This window comes from Pseudomonas sp. I8001, from assembly GCF_013385345.1.
Lineage (GTDB): Bacteria > Pseudomonadota > Gammaproteobacteria > Pseudomonadales > Pseudomonadaceae > Aquipseudomonas.
Window position 1 is genome coordinate 1 of record NZ_JACAQC010000012.1, and the last position, 24,029, is coordinate 24,029.

24 protein-coding genes and 1 pseudogene are annotated in these 24,029 nt (G+C 60.9%); 9 read left to right on the forward strand and 16 right to left on the reverse strand.

From position 1 onward, the window contains the following. Positions 1-42: 42 nt before the first annotated feature. From tauD to HX839_RS12400, 7 genes are all read right to left on the reverse strand, one after another. A complete protein-coding gene (gene tauD / locus HX839_RS12370) occupies positions 43-879 on the reverse strand; it encodes a taurine dioxygenase (RefSeq protein ID WP_003213162.1) in 837 nt (278 codons plus the stop codon). Positions 880-900: 21 nt separating this feature from the next. Beyond that, a complete protein-coding gene (gene tauC, locus HX839_RS12375; protein WP_134325545.1) occupies positions 901-1,737 on the reverse strand; it encodes a taurine ABC transporter permease TauC in 837 nt (278 codons plus the stop codon). Then, positions 1,734-2,513, reverse strand: coding sequence for a taurine ABC transporter ATP-binding subunit (gene tauB, locus HX839_RS12380; RefSeq protein WP_023659332.1), 780 nt, complete (start codon positions 2,511-2,513; stop codon positions 1,734-1,736). Before tauB ends, tauC begins: the two co-directional genes overlap by 4 nt. An 18-nt stretch (positions 2,514-2,531) precedes the next feature. Next, complete coding sequence (gene tauA, locus HX839_RS12385; RefSeq protein WP_003213167.1) at positions 2,532-3,509, reverse strand: taurine ABC transporter substrate-binding protein; 978 nt, start codon at positions 3,507-3,509, stop codon at positions 2,532-2,534. Between the two features lie 246 nt (positions 3,510-3,755). Beyond that, on the reverse strand, positions 3,756-5,339 hold the full coding sequence (gene gshA, locus HX839_RS12390) for a glutamate--cysteine ligase (RefSeq protein WP_008435798.1): 1,584 nt from the start codon (positions 5,337-5,339) through the stop codon (positions 3,756-3,758). A gap of 214 nt (positions 5,340-5,553) precedes the next feature. Continuing rightward, the gene (locus HX839_RS12395; protein WP_003213170.1) at positions 5,554-5,937 is read right to left on the reverse strand and encodes a PaaI family thioesterase; all 384 of its coding nucleotides are present in this window, start codon (positions 5,935-5,937) and stop codon (positions 5,554-5,556) included. Then, positions 5,937-8,261, reverse strand: coding sequence for a Tex family protein (locus tag HX839_RS12400; RefSeq protein ID WP_102367889.1), 2,325 nt, complete (start codon positions 8,259-8,261; stop codon positions 5,937-5,939). The genes HX839_RS12395 and HX839_RS12400 overlap by 1 nt, the downstream gene beginning before the upstream one ends. 357 nt (positions 8,262-8,618) lie before the next feature. Between HX839_RS12400 and ompR the strand changes: the two genes are divergently transcribed. Next, entirely contained in the window at positions 8,619-9,359 is a 741-nt protein-coding gene (ompR, locus tag HX839_RS12405) for a two-component system response regulator OmpR (RefSeq protein ID WP_003213175.1), read from the forward strand. 116 nt (positions 9,360-9,475) lie between these two features. Beyond that, complete coding sequence (locus tag HX839_RS12410) at positions 9,476-10,789, forward strand: ATP-binding protein (protein ID WP_003213176.1); 1,314 nt, start codon at positions 9,476-9,478, stop codon at positions 10,787-10,789. Between the two features lie 124 nt (positions 10,790-10,913). Here the strand turns inward: HX839_RS12410 and rimK are convergent, their stop codons facing one another. The 3 genes from rimK to HX839_RS12425 are packed head-to-tail and all read right to left on the reverse strand — an operon-like array spanning position 10,914 to position 13,093. Then, entirely contained in the window at positions 10,914-11,819 is a 906-nt protein-coding gene (gene rimK, locus HX839_RS12415) for a 30S ribosomal protein S6--L-glutamate ligase (RefSeq protein ID WP_003213178.1), read from the reverse strand. Beyond that, on the reverse strand, positions 11,816-12,280 hold the full coding sequence (locus HX839_RS12420) for an ATP-dependent zinc protease (protein ID WP_371132397.1): 465 nt from the start codon (positions 12,278-12,280) through the stop codon (positions 11,816-11,818). The genes rimK and HX839_RS12420 overlap by 4 nt, the downstream gene beginning before the upstream one ends. A 33-nt stretch (positions 12,281-12,313) precedes the next feature. Continuing rightward, complete coding sequence (locus tag HX839_RS12425; RefSeq protein ID WP_003213183.1) at positions 12,314-13,093, reverse strand: EAL domain-containing protein; 780 nt, start codon at positions 13,091-13,093, stop codon at positions 12,314-12,316. A gap of 116 nt (positions 13,094-13,209) precedes the next feature. Between HX839_RS12425 and HX839_RS12430 the strand changes: the two genes are divergently transcribed. Then, positions 13,210-13,617, forward strand: a complete 408-nt coding sequence (locus HX839_RS12430) for an RNA-binding S4 domain-containing protein (RefSeq protein WP_003213184.1) — start codon at positions 13,210-13,212, stop codon at positions 13,615-13,617. Between the two features lie 42 nt (positions 13,618-13,659). Here the strand turns inward: HX839_RS12430 and HX839_RS12435 are convergent, their stop codons facing one another. Continuing rightward, complete coding sequence (locus HX839_RS12435; protein WP_177053988.1) at positions 13,660-14,460, reverse strand: phosphatase PAP2 family protein; 801 nt, start codon at positions 14,458-14,460, stop codon at positions 13,660-13,662. A gap of 125 nt (positions 14,461-14,585) precedes the next feature. On the opposite strand from HX839_RS12435, the gene hslO reads away from it, so the two are divergent. Further along, entirely contained in the window at positions 14,586-15,488 is a 903-nt protein-coding gene (gene hslO / locus HX839_RS12440) for an Hsp33 family molecular chaperone HslO (RefSeq protein WP_102367891.1), read from the forward strand. A 179-nt stretch (positions 15,489-15,667) separates the two neighbouring features. Beyond that, on the forward strand, positions 15,668-17,209 hold the full coding sequence (locus tag HX839_RS12445; protein WP_003213191.1) for a phosphoenolpyruvate carboxykinase: 1,542 nt from the start codon (positions 15,668-15,670) through the stop codon (positions 17,207-17,209). Positions 17,210-17,266: 57 nt separating this feature from the next. On the opposite strand, the gene HX839_RS12450 is transcribed toward HX839_RS12445, so the two are convergent. After that, positions 17,267-18,118, reverse strand: a complete 852-nt coding sequence (locus tag HX839_RS12450; RefSeq protein WP_087692724.1) for a DMT family transporter — start codon at positions 18,116-18,118, stop codon at positions 17,267-17,269. A 21-nt stretch (positions 18,119-18,139) separates the two neighbouring features. Between HX839_RS12450 and HX839_RS31850 the strand changes: the two are divergent. Then, a pseudogene (locus HX839_RS31850) lies at positions 18,140-18,262 on the forward strand (outer membrane lipoprotein carrier protein LolA); the annotation flags it as partial. On the opposite strand, the gene HX839_RS12455 reads toward HX839_RS31850, so the two are convergent. The 3 genes from HX839_RS12455 to HX839_RS12465 all read right to left on the reverse strand — a co-directional run bounded on the left by HX839_RS12455 (position 18,240) and on the right by HX839_RS12465 (position 19,666). Then, entirely contained in the window at positions 18,240-18,593 is a 354-nt protein-coding gene (locus tag HX839_RS12455) for a DUF1493 family protein (RefSeq protein ID WP_134325549.1), read from the reverse strand. The pseudogene HX839_RS31850 and the gene HX839_RS12455 sit on opposite strands and share 23 nt — an antisense overlap. 309 nt (positions 18,594-18,902) lie before the next feature. Then, complete coding sequence (locus HX839_RS12460) at positions 18,903-19,496, reverse strand: putative adenosine monophosphate-protein transferase Fic (RefSeq protein WP_008435782.1); 594 nt, start codon at positions 19,494-19,496, stop codon at positions 18,903-18,905. Continuing rightward, a complete protein-coding gene (locus HX839_RS12465) occupies positions 19,496-19,666 on the reverse strand; it encodes a YhfG family protein (protein WP_003213201.1) in 171 nt (56 codons plus the stop codon). Before HX839_RS12465 ends, HX839_RS12460 begins: the two co-directional genes overlap by 1 nt. Before the next feature lie 209 nt (positions 19,667-19,875). Between HX839_RS12465 and HX839_RS12470 the strand changes: the two genes are divergently transcribed. From HX839_RS12470 to HX839_RS12480, 3 genes are all read left to right on the forward strand, one after another. Beyond that, positions 19,876-21,813: an ATP-dependent DNA helicase RecQ gene (locus HX839_RS12470; RefSeq protein WP_177067100.1), complete on the forward strand. Its 1,938-nt coding sequence runs from the start codon at positions 19,876-19,878 to the stop codon at positions 21,811-21,813. A gap of 114 nt (positions 21,814-21,927) precedes the next feature. Continuing rightward, positions 21,928-22,785 (forward strand): M15 family metallopeptidase, encoded by an 858-nt coding sequence (locus HX839_RS12475; protein WP_003213205.1) that lies wholly within the window; start codon positions 21,928-21,930, stop codon positions 22,783-22,785. Between the two features lie 60 nt (positions 22,786-22,845). Then, entirely contained in the window at positions 22,846-23,277 is a 432-nt protein-coding gene (locus HX839_RS12480; protein WP_177067101.1) for a thioesterase family protein, read from the forward strand. 150 nt (positions 23,278-23,427) lie between these two features. On the opposite strand, the gene HX839_RS12485 is transcribed toward HX839_RS12480, so the two are convergent. Further along, positions 23,428-23,910, reverse strand: coding sequence for a glycine zipper domain-containing protein (locus HX839_RS12485; protein WP_008435777.1), 483 nt, complete (start codon positions 23,908-23,910; stop codon positions 23,428-23,430). Between the last annotated feature and the right edge of the window lie 119 nt (positions 23,911-24,029).

A 24,029-nucleotide genomic window follows, 5' to 3' on the forward strand; every position in this document is an offset into this window, starting at 1 on the left:
CTCAACCATAGAATCTCCCACATTTGATTTGTGGTGTGCCTGCTAGAACGGCACATCTCCAAGAATCGTCGCCCGATGCATCACCCGCCGCTGCGGCCGGTAATCATCCACCGCGTAATGCTGGGTCACGCGGTTATCCCAGAACGCCACGTCATTTTCCTGCCAACGCCAGCGAATGGTGAATTCCGGCCGTGTCGCATGGGCAAACAGCAGCTTCAACACCACGTCGCTTTCCGCCGGCTCCAGTTCGTTGATCTTGCTGGTGAACCCCTCGCTGACGAACAGCGACTTACGCCCGCTCACCGGGTGTGTACGAATCACCGGGTGAGACAGCGGCGGGTTCTTGCGCCGGGCTTCTTCCCAGCGCGCCAAATCTTCCGGCGTGTTGCCATAACGCTCCAGCGGGAAGGAGCGGGTGAAGTCATGGGTTGCCGTCAAACCGTCCAACAGTTTCTTGAACGGCTCGGACAACGCCTCATACGCGGCAATCCCGCTGGCCCACAACGTATCGCCACCAAACTCCGGCAGCAGCTTGGCGCTCAGTACCGCACCGAGGGCCGGGGTGGGCAGGAAGGTCACGTCGGTGTGCCAGATGGCGTTGTCGCGCACGTCGGTCACGGCGGTGTCGAGGATCAGCACTTCTGGCTGCTCCGGCACGTTGGGGTAGATCGGGTGAATGTGCAGGTCGCCGAAATTCGCCGCGAACCGCGCCTGTTGCTGCGGGTTGATCGGCTGGTTACGGAAGAACAGCACCGAATGCTTGAGCAGCGCCTGTTCGATGGCGTCGCGGTCTTCAATGTTCAACGGTTGGGTGATGTCGACGCCACTGATCTGGGCGCCAAGGGCGGTGCTGAGAGGTGTTACGGTCAGGCTGCTCATGGGATTCTCGTCGAAAATTTTTCAGTGTGCCTGGCCATGCCACGGCACCAGTTTGCGCTGCAGGGCACGCAAGCCCATTTCCATGGCGAAGGCGATCAGCGCGATCACCAGAATCCCCAGCACCACCACGTCGGTGACCAGGAATTGCGCGGCGGACTGCACCATGAAGCCCAGGCCGCTGGTGGCCGCGATCAATTCTGCGGCTACCAGGGTCGACCAACCCACGCCCAGGCCAATTCGCACGCCGGTGAGGATGTCGGGCAGGGCGCTCGGCAGGATCACATGGCGAATCAGTTGTGCCCGGGTAGCGCCCAACGACTGCGCAGCGCGCAGTTTGGCCGGGTCGACGGTACGTACGCCGGTGGCGGTCGCGATGGCGATCGGCGCAAAAATCGCCAGGTAGATCAGCAGTACTTTGGACAACTCGCCGATGCCGCACCAGATCACGATCAGCGGCAGGTAGGCCAGTGGTGGAATCGGCCGGTAGAACTCGATCAGCGGGTCGAGAATGCCCCGGGCGATGCGGTTGGAACCGATGGCAATCCCCACCGGCACGGCGGTCAGCACGGCAAAGCCGAGGCCCAGGCCGATGCGCTTGAGGCTCGCGCCCAGATGCTGCCACAGGGTGGAGTCCATGTAGCCGGTGGTCGCCAGCAGCCAGCCTTTTTGCAGCACGGCCGAAGGCGGTGGCAGGAACAGCGGCTCGATCAGCCCGCTGGCGGTCACGGCCCACCAGATGGCAACCAGGGTCACCAGGGTCAGCACGCTGATCCAGCGGGTGCTCAGGCTGCGGCGCACGGGCACGACGGGTTTGCTCACCGGCTTGGCGGCCGTGGCCGGTAATTCGTAACTGCTCATGCGGACACCTGCCTTTGCGAGAACACCTTGCCCAGCACGTGTTCGCGGGTTTCGATAAAGCGCGGGTCGGACTTGATCGCGCGTGCCGACTCACCGGCGGCGTAGCGCTGGCCGAAGTCCAGGCTCAGGCGCTCGACGATCTGGCCGGGGTTGGGCGCCAGCAGAATCAAATCCGTGGCGAGGAACACCGCTTCTTCGATGTCGTGGGTAATCAGGAATACCGGTTTGGCCGTGCGCCGCCAGACTTGCAGCAACAGCTCCTGCATCTGTTCGCGGGTGAAGGCATCAAGGGCGCCGAAGGGTTCGTCCATCAGCAGTACGCGGGGGTCGGCAGCCAATGCACGGGCCAGGCCGACACGTTGCTTCTGGCCACCGGAGAGTTGCCAGATACGACGGCTGTCGAAACCGGCGAGGTCCACCAGGGCGAGCATTTCCCGGGCGCGGATTTCCCGCTGGTCCTTGGGCACGCCTGCCAACTCCAGGCCGAAGCCGACGTTGGCCAGCACGTCCTGCCAGGGCAGCAGGGCGTCGTCCTGGAACACCACGCCGCGTTCGGCGCTCGGCCCCTTTACCGGCACACCGTCAAGGGTGATGCGCCCGGCGCTGGGTTCGACAAAGCCGGCAATCAGGTTCAACAGCGAAGTCTTGCCACTGCCGGAAGGGCCGAGGGCCACCAGCAATTGCTGGGGCCCAAGGCTCAGGGAAATATCTGCCAGTACTGGCTCCGGGCTGCCTGGGTACTGTGCGCTGATGCGCTCCAGTTGTAGCAAGGCCATCGCGGTTAACTCCTGGTATCAGTTAGTGATGAACTTCGGGCTGACGTACGGGGCGTAGTCCGGCAGTACGGCGTCGACCTTGCCTTGTTCCTTGAGGAACGCGGCGGTATCGGTGACAGCCTTGGTGGTCGGTGCGCCGAGCAGGGTGACCTGGTCAGCCGCCAGCGGGTAGACGTTGCCTTGCAGCAGCAGCGGAATGTCGCTGGCCTTGGCCCCGGAGAGCTTCACCAGTTTGTCGACGTTGCCTTTGTCAGCCAGCCAGGCTTGTGGGTCTTTGCGGTAAGCGGCATAGGCATCCAGGGTGACCTTGGCAAAGGCCGTGACGATTTCCGGGTGCTTCTCGGCGAAATCCTTACGCACGATCCAGGCATCGAAGGTCGGCGCGCCGAACTTGGCCAGTTCGCCGGAGGTGATCAGCACCTTGCCGTTTTCCTTGGCTACGCCAAGCGCTGGGTCCCACACGTAGGTGGCGTCGATATCACCACGTTTCCAGGCGGCGATGATGGCCGGCGGGGCGAGGTTGAGGATGGTCACTTTGGACGGGTCGATGTTCCAGTGCTTCAACGCGGCCAGCAGGCTGTAGTGGCCGGTGGAAACGAACGGCACGGCGACTTTCTTGCCGATCAGGTCCTGCGGGCTGTTGATCCCGGAACCGTTGCGGGCGACCAGGGCCTCGGCACCGCCGATCTGGGTGGCGATCAGGAAAGTTTCTACCGGGACCTTGCGGGTCACGGCAGCGGTCAGCGGGCTGGAGCCCAGGTAGCCGATCTGCACGTCACCGGAAGCGATGGCGGCGATGATGTCGGCACCGTTGTCGAATTTGCGCCAGTCGATCTTGGCGTTGGTGGCTTTTTCGTAAGCGCCGTCGGCCTGGGCGACTTTCGCCGGGTCAACGGTGGTCTGGTAAGCGATGGTCACGTCGGCGGCCTGGGCAAACAGGCTGGCACCGGCCAGGGACAACGCCGCCAAGAGGCGAAGGGGGAAGTGCAGTTTCAAGGGGGAAGTCCTCATCAGGCGGCCGGAGGTCGGCGTGTGAGAAGACTAAATGATCTAAGAATCCGAAAATAAATAACATTTTCGAATTAGCTTATGAGGAGAAACTCGCGCGCCAGGCTAGAAGGCGCATAGGTCAAATGTGGGAGCGGGCTTGCTCGCGAAAGCGGTGAATCAGTCACCGAATACATCGACTGATACAACGCTTTCGCGAGCAAGCCCGCTCCCACAGGGGTCTGTGTCAGGCTTTTAGTTGCTGATGGCGAGGATGCTCGCCTGGTACGACCCGACAAACACGTCAAAATCGCCCACTTCGTTCTGCTCAAGCTCCGCCTGCTGCGCCAGCGAACTGCGCGCCAGCTCCTCAAAACGTGCCTGTTCCTCTGCCTTCAACGGCTCGCTGCGGAAGTACTCCGCATGCACCTGGCTCTGATGCAGCGAGAACTGCGCAAAGCTCTCTTTACGCTCGCTCATCGCCGCCAGCACCTGGGCCGACGGGGTCAGGGACGAATCCTTGACCTTCGCCAGCTGCGCGTCCAGCGCCTGGCTGTGTTCATTGATGCCCTGGCTCTGGTCCAGCATCGCCGCCAGCGGAGCAATCTGCTCCAGCAGCTCTGCCGCCCATTCCTTCATGTCCACCGATTCGCCACGGCGCTGCAATTGCAGGCCCGGACGGCGGCCTTCCTTGACCACGCTGAGGAAGTTGGAGGTGGCGTTGCCGCACTCATTGTCGGCGAACAGCGGGCTGTCATTCAGCGCGCAATACAGCAGGAACGCATCGAGGAAGCGCGACTCTTGCAAGTCGATGCCCATCGGCAGGAACGGGTTGATGTCCAGGCAACGCACTTCGATGTACTGGATGCCACGGGCCATCAGCGCCTGGATCGGCCGTTCGCCGGTGTAGGTCACGCGCTTGGGCCGGATGTTGGAGTAGTACTCGTTTTCGATCTGCAGGATGTTGGTGTTGAGCTGAACCCACTCACCGTCCTTATGGGTACCGACTTCGACGTACGGTGCGTAGGGCGTTGCCACAGCTTCGCGCAGGCTGTCGGTGTAGCTCGCCAGGTCGTTGTAGCACGGCGTCAGGCCGGCCTGGGCGTTGCTCTGGTAACCCAGGTCGCTCATGCGCAGGCTGGTGGCGTACGGCAGGTACAGGGTGTCGGCGTCCAGCACTTCGAGCTGGTGCGAACGACCGCGCAGGAAACCCGCGTCCAGGGCCGGCGAGGCGCCGAACAGGTACATCAGCAGCCAGCTGTAGCGGCGGAAGTTACGGATCAGCGCGATATAGGCCGTGGACTGGTAATCCCGGTCGGTGCCCACAAAGCCTTCGGCTTCCTTGAGCAACGGCCAGAGGTCTTCCGGCAGGGAAAAGTTGTAGTGGATCCCGGCGATGCACTGCATGGTCTTGCCGTACCGCAGGGCCAGGCCCTTGCGATACACGTACTTGAGCTGTCCGATGTTGGAGGTGCCGTAGTAGGCAATCGGAATATCTTCCTCGGCCGGCAACGGGCACGGCATCGATGGACTCCACAGGTACTCGCTGCCGAGCTTGCTGTAGGCAAAACGGTGGATCTTGTCGAGGCTGCTCAGGGTATCGGCCGGGTTGGGCAACGCCGGCGTGATGAACTCAAGCAGCGACTCGGAATAGTCGGTGGTGATCTGTTCGTGGGTCAGTGCAGCGCCCAGGGCCTCGGGATGCGGCGTTTGTGCCAGTCGGCCTTCACCGGTGACGCGCAGGCATTCGCGCTCGATGCCGTGCAGGCATTGCTCGAGCAAAGAGAGGTGTTCGTGCTTGCCGAGCAGGGCCAGGCGGCGGTTGAGAAGTTCGCTCAAGTTGGATTCCTTCACGCGTCAGTCGCCCCAATATGGGGGTGGTCAGGACGGTCTACAAGGGTGAAGTGGAAACTGGCGTTATCGCCTGGTTTTTGAGCCGGATTGACCCACTCTGAAAGAGCCGCCCTCGTCCCTGAATCTGGCTATCGCGCACGAGGAAAAGTTCGGCGCAACTTTCGAAGCGCCGAAATTAACTCAAATCGATGACAGGGAGCTATAGGACAGCGAAGGTGCCTTGTGCTTTTGCGACCAGTTTTTCGTCCTGGTACACGTCCGCCTCGACCACCAGCGTGCGCCGACCCGGGTGAATCACTCGGGCGGTGCACAGCACATCGCCGTCGGAAACGGCGCGGATGTAGTTGATCTTGCATTCGATGGTCGCGCTCTGCTGGTCGAAACCATGGGAGCTGGAACACGCCAGCCCCATGGCAATGTCCACCAGGCTGAAGATCGCCCCGCCATGGAGCTTGCCAGCGCGGTTGCGCAACTGCGGTTCCAGGGTCAAGGCCACCTCGGCAACACCGGTTTCCAGGCGCTGCAGGCGGCAGCCAATGAGTTCGCTGAAAGCGCTGTGGGTCAAGCCGGCTGGCAGTTCCATTAACGTTTCTTCAGTTGTTTGGCGTTGGCGAACAGCGAAGCCATGGCGTTGTTGGCCGGGGCTGGCGCAGCGGTTTCCTTGCGGGGGGCGGCGCCTTGGGACTGGCGTGGCGCCGAGCCCGGGCGTGCGCCGCGGGCACCGTCGATTTTCTCGCCCGGGGTGTCGCTCATGCGCATCGACAGGCCGACGCGTTTGCGCGGGATGTCGACTTCCATGACCTTGACCTTGACCACATCACCGGCTTTCACCGCTTCACGCGGGTCCTTGATGAACTTCTCCGAAAGCGCAGAGATGTGCACCAAACCGTCCTGATGCACGCCGATATCCACAAACGCGCCGAAGTTGGTCACGTTGGTCACCACGCCTTCGAGGATCATCCCCAGTTGCAGGTCCTTGAGGTCTTCGACGCCTTCCTGGAACTCGGCGGTCTTGAACTCGGGACGCGGGTCGCGGCCAGGTTTTTCCAGCTCTTGCAGGATGTCGGTGATGGTCGGCACGCCGAAGGTTTCGTCGGTGTACTTTTTCGGGTCCAGGCGCTTGAGGAAGGCGGCGTCGCCGATCAACGAGCGGATGTCACGGTCGGTTTCAGCGGCGATGCGTTGTACCAGCGGGTAGGCTTCCGGGTGGACGGCCGAGGAGTCCAGCGGGTTGTCACCGTTCATGACGCGCAGGAAGCCGGCGGCTTGTTCGAAGGTTTTTTCGCCAAGGCGTGCGACTTTTTTCAGCGCTGCACGGGTCTTGAACGCACCGTTTTCGTCGCGGTGGGTCACGATGTTCTGCGCCAGGGTGGCGTTGAGGCCGGAGATGCGGGCCAGCAGCGCAACCGAAGCGGTGTTTACGTCCACGCCCACGGCGTTCACGCAGTCTTCAACCACGGCGTCCAGGCCGCGAGCCAGTTTCAGCTGCGACACGTCGTGCTGGTACTGGCCGACGCCGATGGATTTCGGATCGATCTTCACCAGCTCGGCCAGTGGGTCCTGCAGGCGGCGAGCGATGGACACTGCGCCACGGATCGACACGTCGAGGTCCGGGAATTCCTTGGAAGCCAGTTCAGACGCGGAGTACACCGAAGCGCCGGCCTCGGAGACCATCACCTTGGTCATCTGCATGCCTGGGTATTTTTTGATCAGCTCGGCGGCCAGCTTGTCGGTTTCACGGCTGGCGGTGCCGTTGCCGATGGCGATCAGGTCCACCGAGTGCTTGGCGCACAGGGCGGCCAGGATGGCGATGGTCTGGTCCCACTTGTTGTGCGGCACGTGGGGGTAAACCGTGGCGTGATCCAGCAGCTTGCCGGTGGCGTCGACCACGGCAACCTTGCAGCCGGTGCGCAGGCCCGGGTCGAGGCCCAGGGTCGCGCGTGGGCCGGCGGGTGCGGCCAGCAGCAGGTCGTGCAGGTTGTGGGCGAATACGCTGATGGCTTCGGTTTCGGCGCCGTCGCGCAACTCGCCCAGCAGGTCGGTTTCGAGGTGGGTGTAGAGCTTGACCTTCCAGGTCCAGCGCACGACCTCACTGAGCCACTTGTCCGCAGGACGATTCTGATTCTGGATGCCGAACTGTTGACCGATCATGCCTTCGCACGGGTGCATGGTGCCTGGCAGCTCGTCGCCGACTTTCAGCGCGGAGCTCAGGATGCCTTCGTTGCGGCCGCGGAAAATCGCCAGTGCACGGTGGGACGGCATGCTTTTCAGCGGCTCGTCGTGTTCGAAGTAATCGCGGAACTTGGCGCCTTCCTCTTCCTTGCCGGCGATTACGCGGGCACTGAGGGTGGCTTCCTGCTTCAGGTAGTTGCGCAGTTTTTCCAGCAGGTTGGCGTCTTCGGCGAAGCGCTCCATGAGGATGTACTTGGCGCCTTCGAGGGCGGCCTTGACGTCGGCCACGCCTTTTTCGGCATCGACAAAGCGTGCAGCTTCGGTTTCCGGGGCCAGGGACGGGTCGTTGAACAGACCGTCGGCCAGCTCGCCGAGGCCGGCTTCCAGGGCGATCTGGCCCTTGGTGCGGCGCTTCTGCTTGTACGGCAGGTACAAGTCTTCGAGGCGGGTCTTGGTGTCGGCGAGCTTGATGTCGCGTTCCAGCTGCGGGGTCAGCTTGCCTTGCTCTTCGATGCTGGCGAGGATGCTGATACGCCGTTCGTCGAGTTCTCGCAGGTAGCGCAGGCGCTCTTCCAGATGCCGCAACTGGATATCATCGAGGCTGCCGGTGACTTCTTTACGGTAACGGGCGATGAAGGGCACTGTGGAGCCTTCATCCAGTAGAGCGACGGCCGCTTCGACCTGTTGTGGGCGTACGCCGAGTTCCTCGGCGATGCGGCTGTTGATGCTGTCCATAAAACCACCTGAAATTCTGAAAGCAGGCTCGCAGGCCCGGAAAACAAGGCTCGCGAGGCTGGTTGAGCGGCCCGTCTGGCGCCGCTGCCTGGGTCAAGAGGCAGCCTATTGACCCTCGAAATCGAAAAAATCACTACAAGCGGGTGAAAAAAATCCCCTGGCAGTAAACGGTAACGAACTGACGTTGCCCTGCACAAAGGCGCCGCATTATAACCAGCGTTCTGCCCTTGGGGGGATTGCCGCCAAGGTTGTAGGGCGCGGGTTCGCTGGCGGTAGAGGAAAAATCTGCTAACAATGCACACGGTGCGTATAACGGCAGCTACGCCATAATGCGCGCCGAGATAAGAGGAGCATCTAATGAGCAGCACTGCACAAACTGCTGAAGGCGAAAAAATTCTCATCGTTGATGACGATCCGGGGCTGAGCAGCCTGCTGGAGCGTTTCTTCAACTCCAAGGGCTACCGTGCCCGCGCGGTGCCAAACACCGAACAGATGGACCGCCTGTTGGGACGTGAAGTCTTCAACCTGGTGGTGCTGGACCTGATGCTGCCCGGCGAAGACGGCCTGACCGCCTGCAAACGCCTGCGCGGCGCCAACAATCAGATCCCGATCATCATGCTGACCGCCAAGGGCGATGAGCTGAGCCGCATCAAGGGCCTGGAACTGGGCGCCGACGATTACCTGGCCAAGCCGTTCAACCCGGACGAGCTGATGGCACGGGTCAAGGCCGTACTGCGTCGCCAGGCCGCCCCGGTACCGGGCGCTCCAGGCAGCGAAGACGAAAGCGTGACCTTCGGCGACTACGAGTTGTCGCTGGCCACCCGTGAGCTCAAGCGTGGCGATGAAGTGCACATGCTGACCACCGGCGAATTCGCCGTGCTCAAGGCACTGGTGATGAACGCTCGCCAGCCGCTGACCCGCGACAAGCTGATGAACCTGGCCCGTGGCCGTGAGTGGGACGCCCTGGAGCGCTCCATCGACGTACAGATCTCCCGTCTGCGCCGGATGATCGAGCCCGATCCATCCAAGCCGCGTTATATCCAGACGGTGTGGGGTGTGGGTTACGTGTTTGTGCCGGATGGCACTGCAACCAAGTGACCGATGATTTGCAGAGGCGGGCGTGCCGGTGATGACTCGATAAGAGTCAGCCGGTTGCCCGGCGTTTGCAATTCTGCGAGCTTGGCTCGCTCCTGCAAGGTGTCCAGCTGTCTTTTATGAAAACCCCGTTGTGGTTCCCGCAGAGTTTCTTCTCACGCACCCTTTGGCTGGTGCTCATCGTCGTACTGTTTTCCAAGGCCCTGACACTGGTTTATCTGTTGATGAACGAAGACGTGCTGGTGGACCGGCAGTACAGCCACGGTGTCGCGCTGACCTTGCGCGCCTACTGGGCCGCAGACCCCGAGAACCGCGAGAAGATCGCCAAGGCCGCTACCCTGGTCCGGGTCGCGGGCGCGGGCGTGCCCGAGGGCGAGCAACATTGGCCCTACAGCGAAATCTACCAGCGCCAGATGCAGGCCGAGCTGGGTGAAGACACCGAGGTGCGGCTGCGCATGCATGTGTCGCCGGCGCTGTGGGTGCGAGCGCCGAGCCTGGGGGAGGACTGGCTGAAAGTGCCGCTGTATCCGCATCCGTTGCGGGGGCAGAAGATCTGGAACGTGCTGGGCTGGTTCCTGGCGATTGGCTTGCTTTCCACCGCGTCTGCCTGGATTTTCGTGCGCCAGCTCAACCAGCCGCTCAAACGCCTGGTGTTTGCCGCACGCCAGCTGGGCCAGGGCCGCAGTGTGCGCCTGCCCATCAGCGATACGCCGAGTGAAATGACCGAGGTGTACAGCGCGTTCAACCAGATGGCCGAGGATGTCGAACAGGCGGGGCGCGAGCGCGAGCTGATGCTGGCGGGAGTGTCCCATGACCTGCGCACGCCGCTGACGCGTCTGCGGCTTTCCCTGGAACTGATGGGTAACCACACCGACCTTACCGACGACATGGTTCGAGACATCGAGGACATGGACGCGATTCTCGACCAGTTCCTGGCGTTTATCCGCGATGGCCGGGACGAGGTGGTGGAAGAGGTCGACCTGACGGACCTGGTACGTGAGGTGGTGGCGCCCTACAACCAGAACGGCGAGCAGGTGCGGATGCGCCTGGAACCGATCCAGCCGTTCGCGTTGCGTCGGGTTTCGATGAAGCGCCTGCTGAATAACCTGATTGGTAACGCGCTGCATCACGCTGGTTCCGATGTGGAAGTAGCAGCCTACGTTTCCGGGGATACCAGTGCGCCTTACGTGGTGCTGAGTGTCATGGACCGTGGGGCCGGCATCGATCCGGCGGAACTGGAAGGTATCTTCAACCCGTTCACCCGCGGCGACCGTGCCCGGGGTGGCAAAGGCACGGGCCTGGGGCTGGCGATTGTGCGGCGGATTGCTTCGATGCATGGCGGCAATGTCGAATTGCGCAACCGGCCGGATGGCGGCCTGGAAGCGCGAGTGCGCTTGCCGTTGGGGCTGATGTTGCCCAGGGACGCGGTCTAAATGTGGGAGCGGGCTTGCTCGCGAAGGCGGTGGGTCAGTCCATAGAAATGTCGACTGATCCACTGCCTTCGCGAGCAAGCCCGCTCCCACACTGGTTTTGCGGTGCTTTATAGGTCGGGTGTATTCAGCCCTTGCCTTTGGTGCGCGTCATATTCGGCCCACCACTCTTCTCCAGATGCTGAATGATGATCCCCGCCACATCCTTGCCGGTGGTGGTCTCAATTCCTTCCAGGCCCGGTGACGAGTTCACCTCCATCACCAGCGGCCCGTGGTTGGAGCGCAATATATCCACACCCGCCACGCTCAACCCCATGACCTTGGCTGCCCGCAGTGCGGTCATGCGTTCTTCCGGGGTGATCTTGATCAGGCTGGCACTGCCGCCACGGTGCAGGTTGGACCGAAACTCACCCGGCTTGGCCTGGCGCTTCATCGCGGCAATCACCTTGTCGCCCACCACGAAGCAGCGGATATCCGCACCGCCGGCTTCCTTGATGTACTCCTGCACCATGATGTTCTGTTTGAGGCCCATGAACGCCTCGATCACCGACTCGGCCGCAGTCGCGGTTTCACACAGCACCACGCCGATGCCCTGGGTGCCTTCCAGCACCTTGATCACCAGCGGCGCGCCGTTGACCATCTCGATCAGGTCGGGAATGTCATCCGGGGAGTGCGCAAAGCCGGTGACCGGCAAGCCAATGCCACGGCGCGACAGCAACTGCAGCGAGCGCAGCTTGTCCCGCGAACGGGCGATAGCCACCGATTCATTGAGGGGAGACACCCCCATCATTTCAAACTGGCGCAGTACCGCGCAGCCATAGAACGTCACGGAAGCACCGATACGCGGGATCACCGCATCGAAGCCTTCCAGCGGTTTGCCCCGGTAGTGGATCTGCGGCTTATGACTGGCAATGTTCATATAGGCGCGCAACGTATCGATCACCACCATCTCATGGCCACGTTCGGTGCCGGCCTCGACCAGGCGACGGGTGGAATACAGACGCGGGTTACGCGACAGCACAGCGATCTTCATGCAGCACCTGTGGCAGAGGTAGTAGAGACCGGGAACACCGGCTTGTCTTGAACGTATTTGACGCCGGGACTGACCACCAGTTGGCCGTCAATCAGGGCCTTGGAGCCCAGCAACAGGCGGTAACGCATGGCCTTGCGGCAGGCGAGGGTGAATTCCACCCGCCATACCCGATCGCCCAGGGCCAGGGTGGTGCTGATCACATACCGCACCTGGGCCTGGCCGTTGGAGCTTTTAATGGTTTTCATCGCCACCAGCGGTGCTTCGCAGCGCCGGTGACGCAGTTGCACCACGCTGCCCAGGTGCGCGGTGAAGCGCACCCACTTTGCACCGTCGCGCTCAAATGGCTCGATCTCGGTGGCATGCAGGCTTGAGGTACTGGCGCCGGTGTCGATCTTGGCGCGCAGGCCTGCCACTCCCAAGTCGGGAAGTGCCACCCACTCACGCAGACCCACAACGGTCAAATGGTCAAATGTCTTCAATATGAATAACCGGAATTAATTCGCCCAGGCGGCGGGTGATACCTCGGCCAGGGCTTTGAATGCAGGCTTGGCGAACCAGTAGCCCTGCATCAGAAATATTCCACAGTCGGCGAGAAAATCCCGCTCGCCGGCGCTTTCGATGCCCTCGGCGATGACAGTAACGCCCAACTGCTCACAGATTGTGACAATCCCCCGGACGATCACCTGACGGACACGATCACGGTCGACATCGCGGATCAGCGCCATGTCGAGTTTGATCAGGTCAGGTTGGAAATCGGCCAGCAGATTCAGCCCCGAATAGCCCGCCCCGAAATCGTCGATGGCGGTCTTGAAGCCGAATTCGCGGTATTCACGCAGAATATTCGTCAAATGGCGATAGTTATCTACATGCTCGCTTTCCAGGGTCTCGAAAATCAGCCGATCCAACGGAAAATTATGCGCCCGGGCCGCCTCCAGGGTGCTGCGGATGCACAGTTCTGGTCGATAGACCGCGTTGGGCATGAAGTTGATTGAAAGGTGCGTCTGCATGTTGAGTGTCGAAGCGGTGGCGATCGCGCGGGTGCGGCATTGCTGGTCGAAACGGTAGCGATTGCTGTCGTTGACCTGATCCAGCACCGTCAACGCGCCCTCACCGTTGACGCCGCGCACCAAGGCTTCATGGGCAAAGACCGACTGGTCACGCAGGTCCACGATAGGCTGATACGCAAAGGCGAACTCAAAGCCCAGCGGCTCACTTTGCTGGCAGCCCGCACAGGCTTGTTTGGGCGAGGTCAGTGAAATGGGAAAGTCGGTCACACGTTAACCTCGCGAAAACAGGATGCTACCTGGCGTATCTTAGGTGAGCTCAAGGGTTTATGCGTTGAAGGGTTTCAACGGTAAAGTTGCGACATTTTTCAGAGCGAGGAATTCAAGTGGCTCAGAAGCAGGAAGAGGAAGAAAAAGTCCGTTTGGACAAGTGGTTGTGGGCGGCGCGTTTCTTCAAGACCCGTGCCTTGGCCAAGGCGGCGATCGAGAGTGGCAAGGTGCATTGGCGCGGCGAGCGTTGCAAGCCCGGCAAGGAGCCACGCATCGGCGATGAGTTCCAGATCCGTGCCGGGTTTGATGAACGAACCGTCGTGGTCCAGGCGCTTTCAATTGTGCGAAGGGGCGCTCCCGAGGCGCAGGCGTTGTATACCGAGACCGAAGCCAGCATCGCCAAGCGCGAAAACGCGGCGGCCATGCGCAAGGCGGGGTCCCTGGGCATGACCACCGACGGCAAGCCAAGCAAGAAACAGCGGCGCGACCTGTTCAAGTTTCGCGGCAGTGGCAATGATGATTAATCGGCAGACCGCAGGAGCCAGGTCGGCTCCTGCTATTTCAACTCAAACGCTGCGAATCACGCTCAAGCGCTTAACCAGCGGTACTCGCCGAAACAATTCAAACACCGGGCCCGTCACTCGCACCAGCCCCCGCGAAACCTTCGCTGCAAAGGGCGTGTAGTAACCCCAGCCCAACGCCAACAGCGCCAGCAACACCCCACCGATATAATCGTCCTGCCCCCAATGCGCACCGGCCACCAGCCGCGGCATCATGAACAGCAGCGCCAAGCCCCAGATCACCAGCACCTGCCCGATCCGCTTGGCAAACACGGTCATGAACATACCCCAGATCAGCAATACCGATGCATGATCCCCCGGGAAGCTCTGGCTGGAGCGGTCCTTCAACTCCCATGTCTTCTCCAGGCCCGGGAAATAGTCGCTCATCTGAATCGCGCCGCTGATCACCATCGACGGGCTATGGTGTTGCCAGCCCATCTGCGCCGCCAGCTTGGAAAACAGCATGCGGATAAACAGCAACAGCAGCAGAATGCCCAGGAAGCCGAAAAACGCCTGGCGCACTTCAATCGCCTTGAACACCCAGTCGCCACGGACCAACAGCGTCAGCAGAATCACCCCGACCACCGCGTCAAACGGCCGCAAACTGGCCACCGCCCACACATGCAGCCACGCCGAGCTGCTTGCCAGCGGGTCATTGAGCAGATGAAACAGCCACTCGTCGAAAACCGTGCAGAGCGCCTGGCCCGCCGGCCAGAGCCAAAAACACAGCAGCCCCACAGCGAGTAAATTACACAGGGCCAATCGCCCGAGGTCCCACCTGGCTTGGAACAAACCCGGATTGTTCATAAACTGTTTCCTCTTTGCTTTAAAGCGCTTCGTTTTCCCGCAGAAGGCCGCACCAAAACGGTGCTAAAGCGTGTAATTCTATAAACCTTGTCATCTTTTTGTCATCAATTCAGATACCCAGACCTATGACTGATCTACCGGATACCGACTTCACCCAACGCTTCATCTTCGACGACAGCGACGCCCGCGGCGAACTGGTCGCCCTGGAGCGCAGCTATGCCGAAGTCCTCGCCAAGCACCCCTATCCGGAGCCGGTCGCGCAATTGCTCGGCGAACTGATGGCGGCTGCCTCGCTGCTGGTGGGCACCCTGAAGTTCGATGGCTTGCTGATCCTGCAGGCCCGTTCCGAAGGCCCGATCCCGCTGCTGATGATCGAATGCTCCAGCGAGCGCGAAATCCGTGGGCTGGCCCGCTACGACGCGGACCGCATCGCCGCCGATGCGACCCTGGCTGACCTGATGCCAGACGGCGTGCTGGCCCTGACCGTCGACCCGACGGTAGGCCAGCGTTACCAGGGTATCGTCGACCTCGACGGCGAAACCCTGTCCGACTGCTTCACCAATTATTTCGTGATGTCCCAGCAAGTGGGCACCCGCTTCTGGCTCAACGCCGACGGCAAGCGCGCCCGTGGCCTGCTGCTGCAACAACTGCCGGCCGACCGCATCAAGGACGAAGAAGACCGCGCCGACAGCTGGGCCCACATCACCGCCCTGGCCGGCACCCTGAAAGCCGAAGAGTTGCTGGGCCTGGATAACGAAACCATCCTGCACCGCCTCTACCACGAAGAGGCCGTGCGCCTGTTCGACGTGCAGTCCCTGCGCTTCCACTGCAGCTGCTCCCGCGAACGCTCGGCCACGGCCCTGGTCAGCCTGGGCCTGGAAGATGCGCAGGACCTGGTGGTGGAACACGGTGGCAACATCGAGATCGACTGCCAGTTCTGTAACCAGCGCTACCTGTTCGACGCCGCCGATATTGCTCAATTATTCGCCGGCGCGGGCGTAGACACCCCTTCAGGCACCCGCCACTAAAACGTTTAAGCACAGGTAAATCACCTGACAAACGCCGGATTTCCGCCGTTCTGACCGGAGGGCCCTACTCTTTTTGGGCTTTTCTGGCATAATCCGGCCCACTTTTTTCGCGGTAGTAGTGCGCAACTTTCTACTACAAAACGTTTGGAGCACTCGGCCACTGGCCGACGGGGAACCTCATGACGCAAGCCAATAACGCCGTATACACCGATCTGAGTGTTGACGATCTGGTCAAAGAAGCCCTGCAGCGCGGTGAAGGCGTGCTTGCCGATACCGGTGCGCTGGTCGTAGAAACCGGTCACCGTACCGGCCGTTCGCCAGTCGACCGCTTCATCGTTGAAGAGCCTTCCACCCAGGCTGCCATTGCCTGGGGCCCGATCAACCGCAAGTTCCCGGCCGACAAGTTCGATGCCCTGTGGGCTCGCGTCGAGGCATTCAACAACGCGCAAGAGCATTTCGTTTCCCACGTTCACGTAGGGGCTGCAGAAGACCACTACCTGGCCGTGAAAATGACCACCCAGACTGCCTGGCAGAACCTGTTCGGTCGTTGCCTGTTCATCAACCCGGCCCAGTACAACCCGGCCGGTCGTGAAGAGTGGCAAGTGCTCAACGTGGCCAACTTCGAATGCGTGCCAGAGCGTGACGGCACCAACTCCGACGGTTGCGTGATCCTCAACTTCGCCCAGAAAAAAGTCCTGATCGCCGGCATGCGTTACGCCGGTGAAATGAAAAAAGCCATGTTCTCGGTGCAGAACTTCCTGCTGCCGGCCTCAGACGTGCTGCCGATGCACTGCGCTGCCAACATCGGCGAAGCCGGCGACGTGACCCTGTTCTTCGGTCTGTCGGGCACCGGTAAAACCACCCTGTCCGCCGACGAAAGCCGCTACCTGATCGGCGACGACGAACACGGCTGGGGCGAAGGTGTGGTGTTCAACATCGAAGGCGGTTGCTATGCCAAGTGCATCGACCTGTCCGAGAAGAACGAGCCGGTGATCTGGAAAGCCATCAAGCACGGTACCGTGCTCGAAAACGTGGTGATCGACGATGCCAAGCACGCCGACTACACCAACGTCAGCCTGACCCAGAACAGCCGCGCCGCTTACCCGCTGGAGCATGTGGCCAAGCGTTCCGAGAAAAACCTCGGTGGCGAGCCAAACGCTGTGATCTTCCTGACCTGCGACCTGACCGGCGTACTGCCGCCCGTGTCGATCCTCAGCGAAGAACAAGCGGCCTACCACTTCCTGTCCGGCTACACCGCTCTGGTGGGCTCGACCGAAATGGGTTCGGGCGGCGGCATCAAGTCGACCTTCTCCACCTGCTTCGGCGCGCCATTCTTCCCACGCCCGGCTGGTGAATACGCAGAACTGCTGATCAAGCGCGTGCGTGGCTTCGGCTCCAAGGTCTACCTGGTCAATACCGGCTGGACCGGCGGCGGCTACGGCGTTGGCAAGCGCTTCAACATCCCGACCACCCGTGGCGTGATTGCAGCGATCCAGAGCGGTGCGTTGATTGGTGCCGAGACCGAGCACCTGGACACCATCAACCTGGACGTGCCATTGGCTGTACCGGGCGTCGAGACTGGCCTGTTGAACCCACGTAACACCTGGGCTGACAAGGCTGCCTACGATGAAGCGGCGAAAGCGCTGGCGGGTCTGTTCATCGAGAACTTCAAGAAGTTTGAAGTGAGCGATGCGATCAAGGCTGCGGGTCCGAAGTTGTAAGATTCGGCCGTTGTGAAAAAGCCGCCCCTAGTGGGCGGCTTTTTTGTGGGCGAAGGATCAGTCGACGAGGTGCAGAACCACGGCTCCCACTAACACCAGCACCACACCGGTCACTTGCACCGCTGACAGCCGCTCCTTGAAAAACACAAACCCCAGAATCGCGGCGATCCCACCGGACAGGGTGCTGATCACCGTCACCACGGAAACCGACCCCGCCATTGCACCCCACGAGAACGCCGAGAACCCACCCAGGTTCATCAGGCTCGCGCTGGTCAGCGTTGCGCAGTTTTTCAGCGGTGGGATTTTCAGGCCGTCTTTGATCTTAAGCACCATCAACACCAGGACGCACAGGCCAACCAAATACCCAAGCCAAAGCATCGTGACCGGGCCAAGCGTCGGCAGGGTGTAGCGGCCCTGCACCCAAAAGCTTGTGCCGTAGAGCAACGCTGCGAGCATCGCGTAGGCGATTGAGCGGCTGGAACTGTTGTGAGGGACGCCATTGTCCTTGTGAATGCTGGACAGGATCACGCCAATTACGCAGAGAGCGATGCAGCCAAGTTGGATCAGGCTGATGTGTTCGCCGCTGGCCCATGACAGCAAAGTAGTCACGACACCGTAGGACGTCACCAGCGGCGCGACAATGGCCGCTTTGCCCAGCGAGAAGGCCTTGGACAGCGCAAGGGCGCCGGAGACGGTCAGCAGGGCTGCTGCGGCTCCCAGGAGCCACACACTCAAAGGCGCCGCGAGGGATTTGACGAGGAAGGCCGGGAATATGACCAGCAGCAGGGTCATGATCAGGAAGCCCAGCGCCTGGCCGAAGTACACCGCGCGTTTGACGCCGACAGCTCGGGCGTTGAGGCCCACGAGGAAGTCCGTGCCGCCCCAGAGCAGGGCGGCCAGCAGGCCCATTAGTACGTCCATGTAAGGTCCTTGGTTGTAGGTGCGAGCTTGCTCGCGAAGGTCGTTAACGATAATGCGGGCTTTCAGGGGGAACGCGGCGCTCTCAGGTTTTTCGCGAGCAAGCTCGCTCCTACAGGTTTTCCAGGGTTTGCGTGTCCCAGCGTTGGGCCTTGATAGCCAGGTAAAGCATGCCGATGGTCAGCGGGATTTTGTCGCCGCGGCCTTTGGCTCTGTGCTTCAGGAAGACATCGAAGACGGGAGGTTGGAAATAACGATAAGCGTCGTAGTCGTTCAAGTCGACAGCGAAGTCTTGCTCCAGAGCTTCCATCAATTGATTGGCTTCGGTGCCGTCGCAGCCCAGTTCGAGGTTGATGGCGGTTTCAAGGCGCAACGTCTTATGTTCGGGCAGGCCAATTTCTTCATGCAGCAGTTGCAGGAGCTGCTGCATCGCGATGTCTTCGGGGAAGTTGGGGGCCAGGTTCATGGTGGTTACGCGAGAGTGGGTGGAGGCGACCGACTTTATCGATGGCACCGCGATCCTTCAAACGAAACTGGTCAAATGTGGGAGGCGGGCTTGCCCGCGATGGCGGTGTTTCAGTGGTAAAGGTGTTGTCTGACACTCCGCTATCGCAGGCAAGCCAGCTCCCACATTTGATCGTTCCCACGCTCCGCGTGGGAATGCATCCCGTGACGCTCCGCGTCACCAGTGTTCATGGCTTGGGTCGTGCGCGGATGACGGGACGCGGAGCGTCCCTGGCGGCATTCCCACGCGGAGCGTAGGGAACGATCGGGGCTAGCGCGGGGTGCTGATACACCGCTCGAAAATCGCCTCCAACCCCCGATAATCACACGCCACCGCATCAATGTTCGCCGGTATCCACGCTGCGTTCTTCACCAGCCACCAGTTCACTGAAAACCCGGCATTCACGATGATCTGCTCGAACAGAATCCGCTGCGCCCGGCCATTCCCTTCGCGAAACGGGTGGATCACGTTGAGGTCGCCATAAGCTTCGGCGACTTGCGTCACCAACTCCGCCTGCGTCACCCCGACAAACCAGTTCGCCTGCGCCATGTGCTGGATGATCTTGCTCGCCTCAGGCGGGATACGCTCCGGTGTGCAGAACAGCGTGTCGCCTTTCTGGATGTTGACCGTACGCAGTTCCCCGGCCCATTCGTAAATGTCTGCGAACAGGGTGCGGTGGATGTGTTGCAGGCGTTCCAGGTCGTAGGGCGGGGGATACAGCGGAAGGCTGCCGACAGCGATTTCAGACAGTTCCCGCTCGGCCTGGTGCAGGCGTTCTTCGTCGAACAAATCGAGGCGGTTACGCAGGACGCTGCTACCGGGGTAGCAGTACGGGTCCTGGCCCACGCCATATTTGTCGAGCATCAGCGTGGGGTGTTGCGGTACTTGGCGAGGACGGCTTCGCGGGTCGGCAGGGGTTTGTCGACGTCGGCGGGCTGGGTGTCGAACCCTTCCAGGCGCAGGCTGGCGAGGTAGTTGGAACGACGGATCTTGTCGTAGTGATCCTGCTTTTGCTCAAACGTCAGTTCGGCCATGACAGCGTCCTCTCGGTGCGAAGGTTGATTGTAGCGCAATGAGTTTCGAGATGCGTCCCGCGTAAGGTTGGAACGATTCTTACGGGTGCCTACTCCACTTCCCAGGCTGTGTATCATCCAGACTCTTTTTTCCTTGCGACCTTTCTCGATTCGCTGAATGCGCTGGTCTATGTTTTGGGCTCGTTCAGCGGTCAATGGAGTGACAGCTTATGCACAACACCCTCCAACAGGTCTTCGGTTATCCACAGTTTCGTTTGGGCCAGGAGGCGGTGGTCAGTGCCGTGCTGGCCGGCCGTTCGGCGGCGGCAATTTTCCCCACCGGTTCCGGCAAGTCCCTGTGTTATCAACTTTCCGCTGTGTTGCTGCCGCACCTGACGCTGGTGGTGTCGCCGTTGCTGGCGCTGATGCAGGACCAGTTGGGTTTCCTGCAGCGCCACGGTATCTCGGCGGGCAGCATCGACTCGGCCCAGAGCCGCGATGATGCCAATGACGTCATGGCCCGGGCGCGTTCGGGCGAGCTGAAGATCCTGATGGTTTCCGTGGAGCGCTTGAAGAACGAGCGCTTTCGCAACTTCCTGCAAAGCGTGCCGATCTCGCTGCTGGTGGTGGATGAGGCTCACTGCATTTCCGAATGGGGCCATAACTTTCGCCCGGACTACCTGAAGCTGCCGGATTACCAACGCCAGTTCCGCATCCCCCAGGCGCTGCTGCTGACCGCCACGGCGACGCCCAAGGTGATCGCCGACATGCAGGCCAAGTTCGCCATTGCACCTGACGATGTGATCACCACCGGCTTCTACCGCTCCAACCTCAACCTGCTGGTTGAGCCCGTCAGTGGCCAGGACAAGCGACGACGGCTGGTGACGTGGATGCAGGAGCGAGCCAATCAGCCAAGCATCGTCTACGTCACGCTGCAAAAAACCGCGGAGCAGATTGCCGAGCATTTGAATCGCAATGGAATCCAGGCCGAGGCTTATCACGCGGGCCTGGCTCACGATAAGCGGGAGGCCATTCAGAAGCGATTCATGGGCGGGCAGTCCAACTGCATCGTCGCCACCATTGCCTTCGGCATGGGCATCGACAAAAGCGATATCCGCAACGTGGTGCACTTCGACCTGCCCAAATCCATCGAGAACTACAGCCAGGAAATCGGCCGTGCCGGGCGTGACGGGCAGCCGTCTGAGTGTCTGGTTCTGGCCAACCGCGACAGCCTGAATATCCTGGAAAACTTTGTGTACGGCGATACGCCGGAACAGGAAGGTATTCGCCGAGTCCTGGAGGAAATACAGGCGGTCCGTGCCGATGGACAGTGGGAGTTTATGCTCCGCTCACTGTCGGACCACAGCAACATCCGTGAACTACCGCTGAAGACCTTGCTCGTGCAGCTTGAACTCAAGGGTGTGATCGCGCCGCGCTACGCGTTTTATGCCGAATACCGCTTCAAGTATTTGATTGAACCAGAGGCATTGCTGGCGCGTTTTGCCGGCGAGCGGCAGCAGTTTGTCGCAGCGATTATCCAGGTCTGCAAACGGGCGAAAACCTGGGCGACGGTGGACTTCGACGCGCTGTATCAACAGCACCAGGCCGAGCGCAGCCGGGTGGTGAAGGCCCTGGATTACTTTCAGGAACAAGGCCTGATCGAGATGGAAAGCCGGCAGATGACCGAGGTTTACGCCCTGCTGAATACCGACTTCGATCCACAGGCGCTGAGCACGGAGTTATACACAGGCTTCAAGCAGCATGAGGTGACGGAGGTGGCGCGAATTCACGCCATGCTGGATCTGTTCGCGACACAGGAGTGCCTGGGTTACCGCCTGGCGCACTATTTCGGCGATGAAAACGCGCCCCGGCAGTGCGGGCACTGCTCGGTGTGCCACGGTCACGTCGCCCACTTGCCGGCGCCGCCGAGCTTGCCGCCGCTTGTGGATAAAAACTTTCTCGCGCTGTGCGGTGAATTTATCCACAGCCACCATGAATACAGCGGCGAATTGCCGAGCACGGAGCGGCTGACACGGTTTTTATGCGGTCTCAGCGTGCCGTTGTTTACCAAGCTGAAGGCACGAGGGATTCCAGGTTTCGCGGTACTGGAGGAGTATCCCTATGCAGAGGTTCGTGAATGGGCGGAGGCAGGGTTGGAGGCACTCTGATTTCCGGTCTGGAAGGTCGCGCTTTCCCTTCCAGTGGCAGACGCCGCCGACAGCCGGACCGTGCCCGCAGGTGAGAAGGTTTGACGCTTCACTTCTTCTGCAAAGGAATTGCCCATGGCTTTTGGTTTTTCTCGTGGTGTTGTCCCCGGCGTCTTGCTGTTCGCCGGGTTGCTGGTCGCACAAGGCACGCTGGCCTCGGTCATCCCGTTGAGCGTGAATGACTGTCGGCAGATGCAGCTTCGCAACACCATCACCGCCGCCAATCCATTGCCCTGCGCACGCCTGGCGCGGGTGACGTTCAGCTATGTGGACTTTGGCGGAGTGCTGCATAACAACGGGCAGCTCGTGGTGCTGGATGCCATCGCACCCCATGTGGAGGAGATCTTCAGGCAGTTGCTGCAACGTCGGTTCCCGGTGCATCAGGCTGTCAGGCTGGAAACCTATCGAGGCAACGACAAGGTCTCGATGGCCCGCAACAATACCAGTGGTTTTAATGGGCGCCAGGTCAGTGGCGCTTCGGGGTGGTCGCTGCACGCCTATGGCGCCGCAATCGACCTTAACCCTCTGCAAAACCCATTCGTTTTGTTCGGGCGTAACCCGCGAGGTGAATTCACCGGCCAGGCCACTGTTGAGCCCAGGGCAAGTACCGCAAATGCCGTTAACCGCCTGGATGCCCGCCCCGGCAAGCCGGCGCGCCCTGGCCGGGCAGAAGAGGTGATTGACCTGTTCGCCGAACACGGCTTTTTGACCTGGGGTGGTTATTGGGATTTTCCGCTGGATTACCAACACTTCCAGATCGGCCGGCGTTCGTTCGTGGAGTATCTGGCGCGGGTCACGCCGCAGCAGGCCAGCGCTGCAGTCGAGACCTATATCACCGCCTATCGCCAGTGCCTGCAGCAATCGGCCGAGACGGATCAAGCGCTCAAGCGTATGGCGTGCGTCCAGCAAACGATTGAGCAAAGCCCAACCTAGGCTTGCGGGTAGTGCTTGAACCCAGTATCAAGAGAGCCTCCTCCTGCCCGGGTTTTACCGATGACCAACGCCATGCCACAACGCGCCGATTACCGCCACTTCCAGCCGATCATCACGCGCTGGCACGACAACGATGTATATGGCCATGTGAATAACGTCACCTACTACAGCTTCTTCGACACCGCGGTGAATACCTACCTGATCGAGCAGGGCGGGTTGGATATTCATGACGGCGAAGTGGTTGGGTTTGTGGTGAGTTCGGCGTGCGACTACTTCGCCTCGATTGCCTTTCCGGACCGCATCGAGATCGGCCTGCGGGTGGGCAAGTTGGGCAACAGTTCGGTGCAGTATGAGTTGGCGGTGTTCAAGGCGGGAGAAGAAGATGCCTGTGCTGCGGGGAGGTTTGTGCATGTGTTTGTGGATCGGGCGTCGAACCAGCCGGTGACGATCCCGGGGATGTTGCGCGAGGTGTTACAGCGATTGGTGATCTGAATACGATCTGCGAAGCAATGAAAATCAAATGTGGGAGCGGGCTTGCTCGCGAAGGCGGTGGATCAGTCGCCGGATGTATCGGCTGATACAACGCCTTCGCGAGCAAGCCCGCTCCCACATTAAATCCGCTGTGTTCTTTCGATTCGCGCGTTACCGGTGGTGGCGATAGTGATGCTTGTTTTTGCGATGCCCATAAGCATGGCCGCGCCCGCGATGGTCATCGCGGTCATAACGGCGGTTATCGCGCCCACGGTAACGACGATCATCGTCATCGCTCTTGTTGCCCATGTAGTTGCCCAGTGCACCACCGGCGCCACCGCCGGCTGCTGCGCCGATCAGGCTGCCGGTGCTGCCGCCGACACTGCGACCCACCACGTTGCCGCCGGCCGCGCCCAATGCGCCGCCAATGGCTGCTTCACCGCGGCTGCGCTTGTCTGCGCCCACCGCACTGCCGCCTGCGCCGCCAAGAGCCGCACCGATGGCTGAACCAGTGTTACCGCCCAACTGCTGACCTACGACAGAACCTAGAACCCCGCCCAATGCGCCGCCCACACCGGCTTCGGTGGTGCCACCGGCCATGGCTGCGCCACTGACCAGGCCAAGGGACAACAAGAGAATCGAGGAGAACTTCATAGAGGAACCTCAAGAGGATGACGGCGCGATCCTGAGGTTGTATCGAGACGGTGACAATCGAAACCCGACCAGTGGTATGGGTTGTATACAATTCTCTAAGTTACTGTTTTGTATGAGGA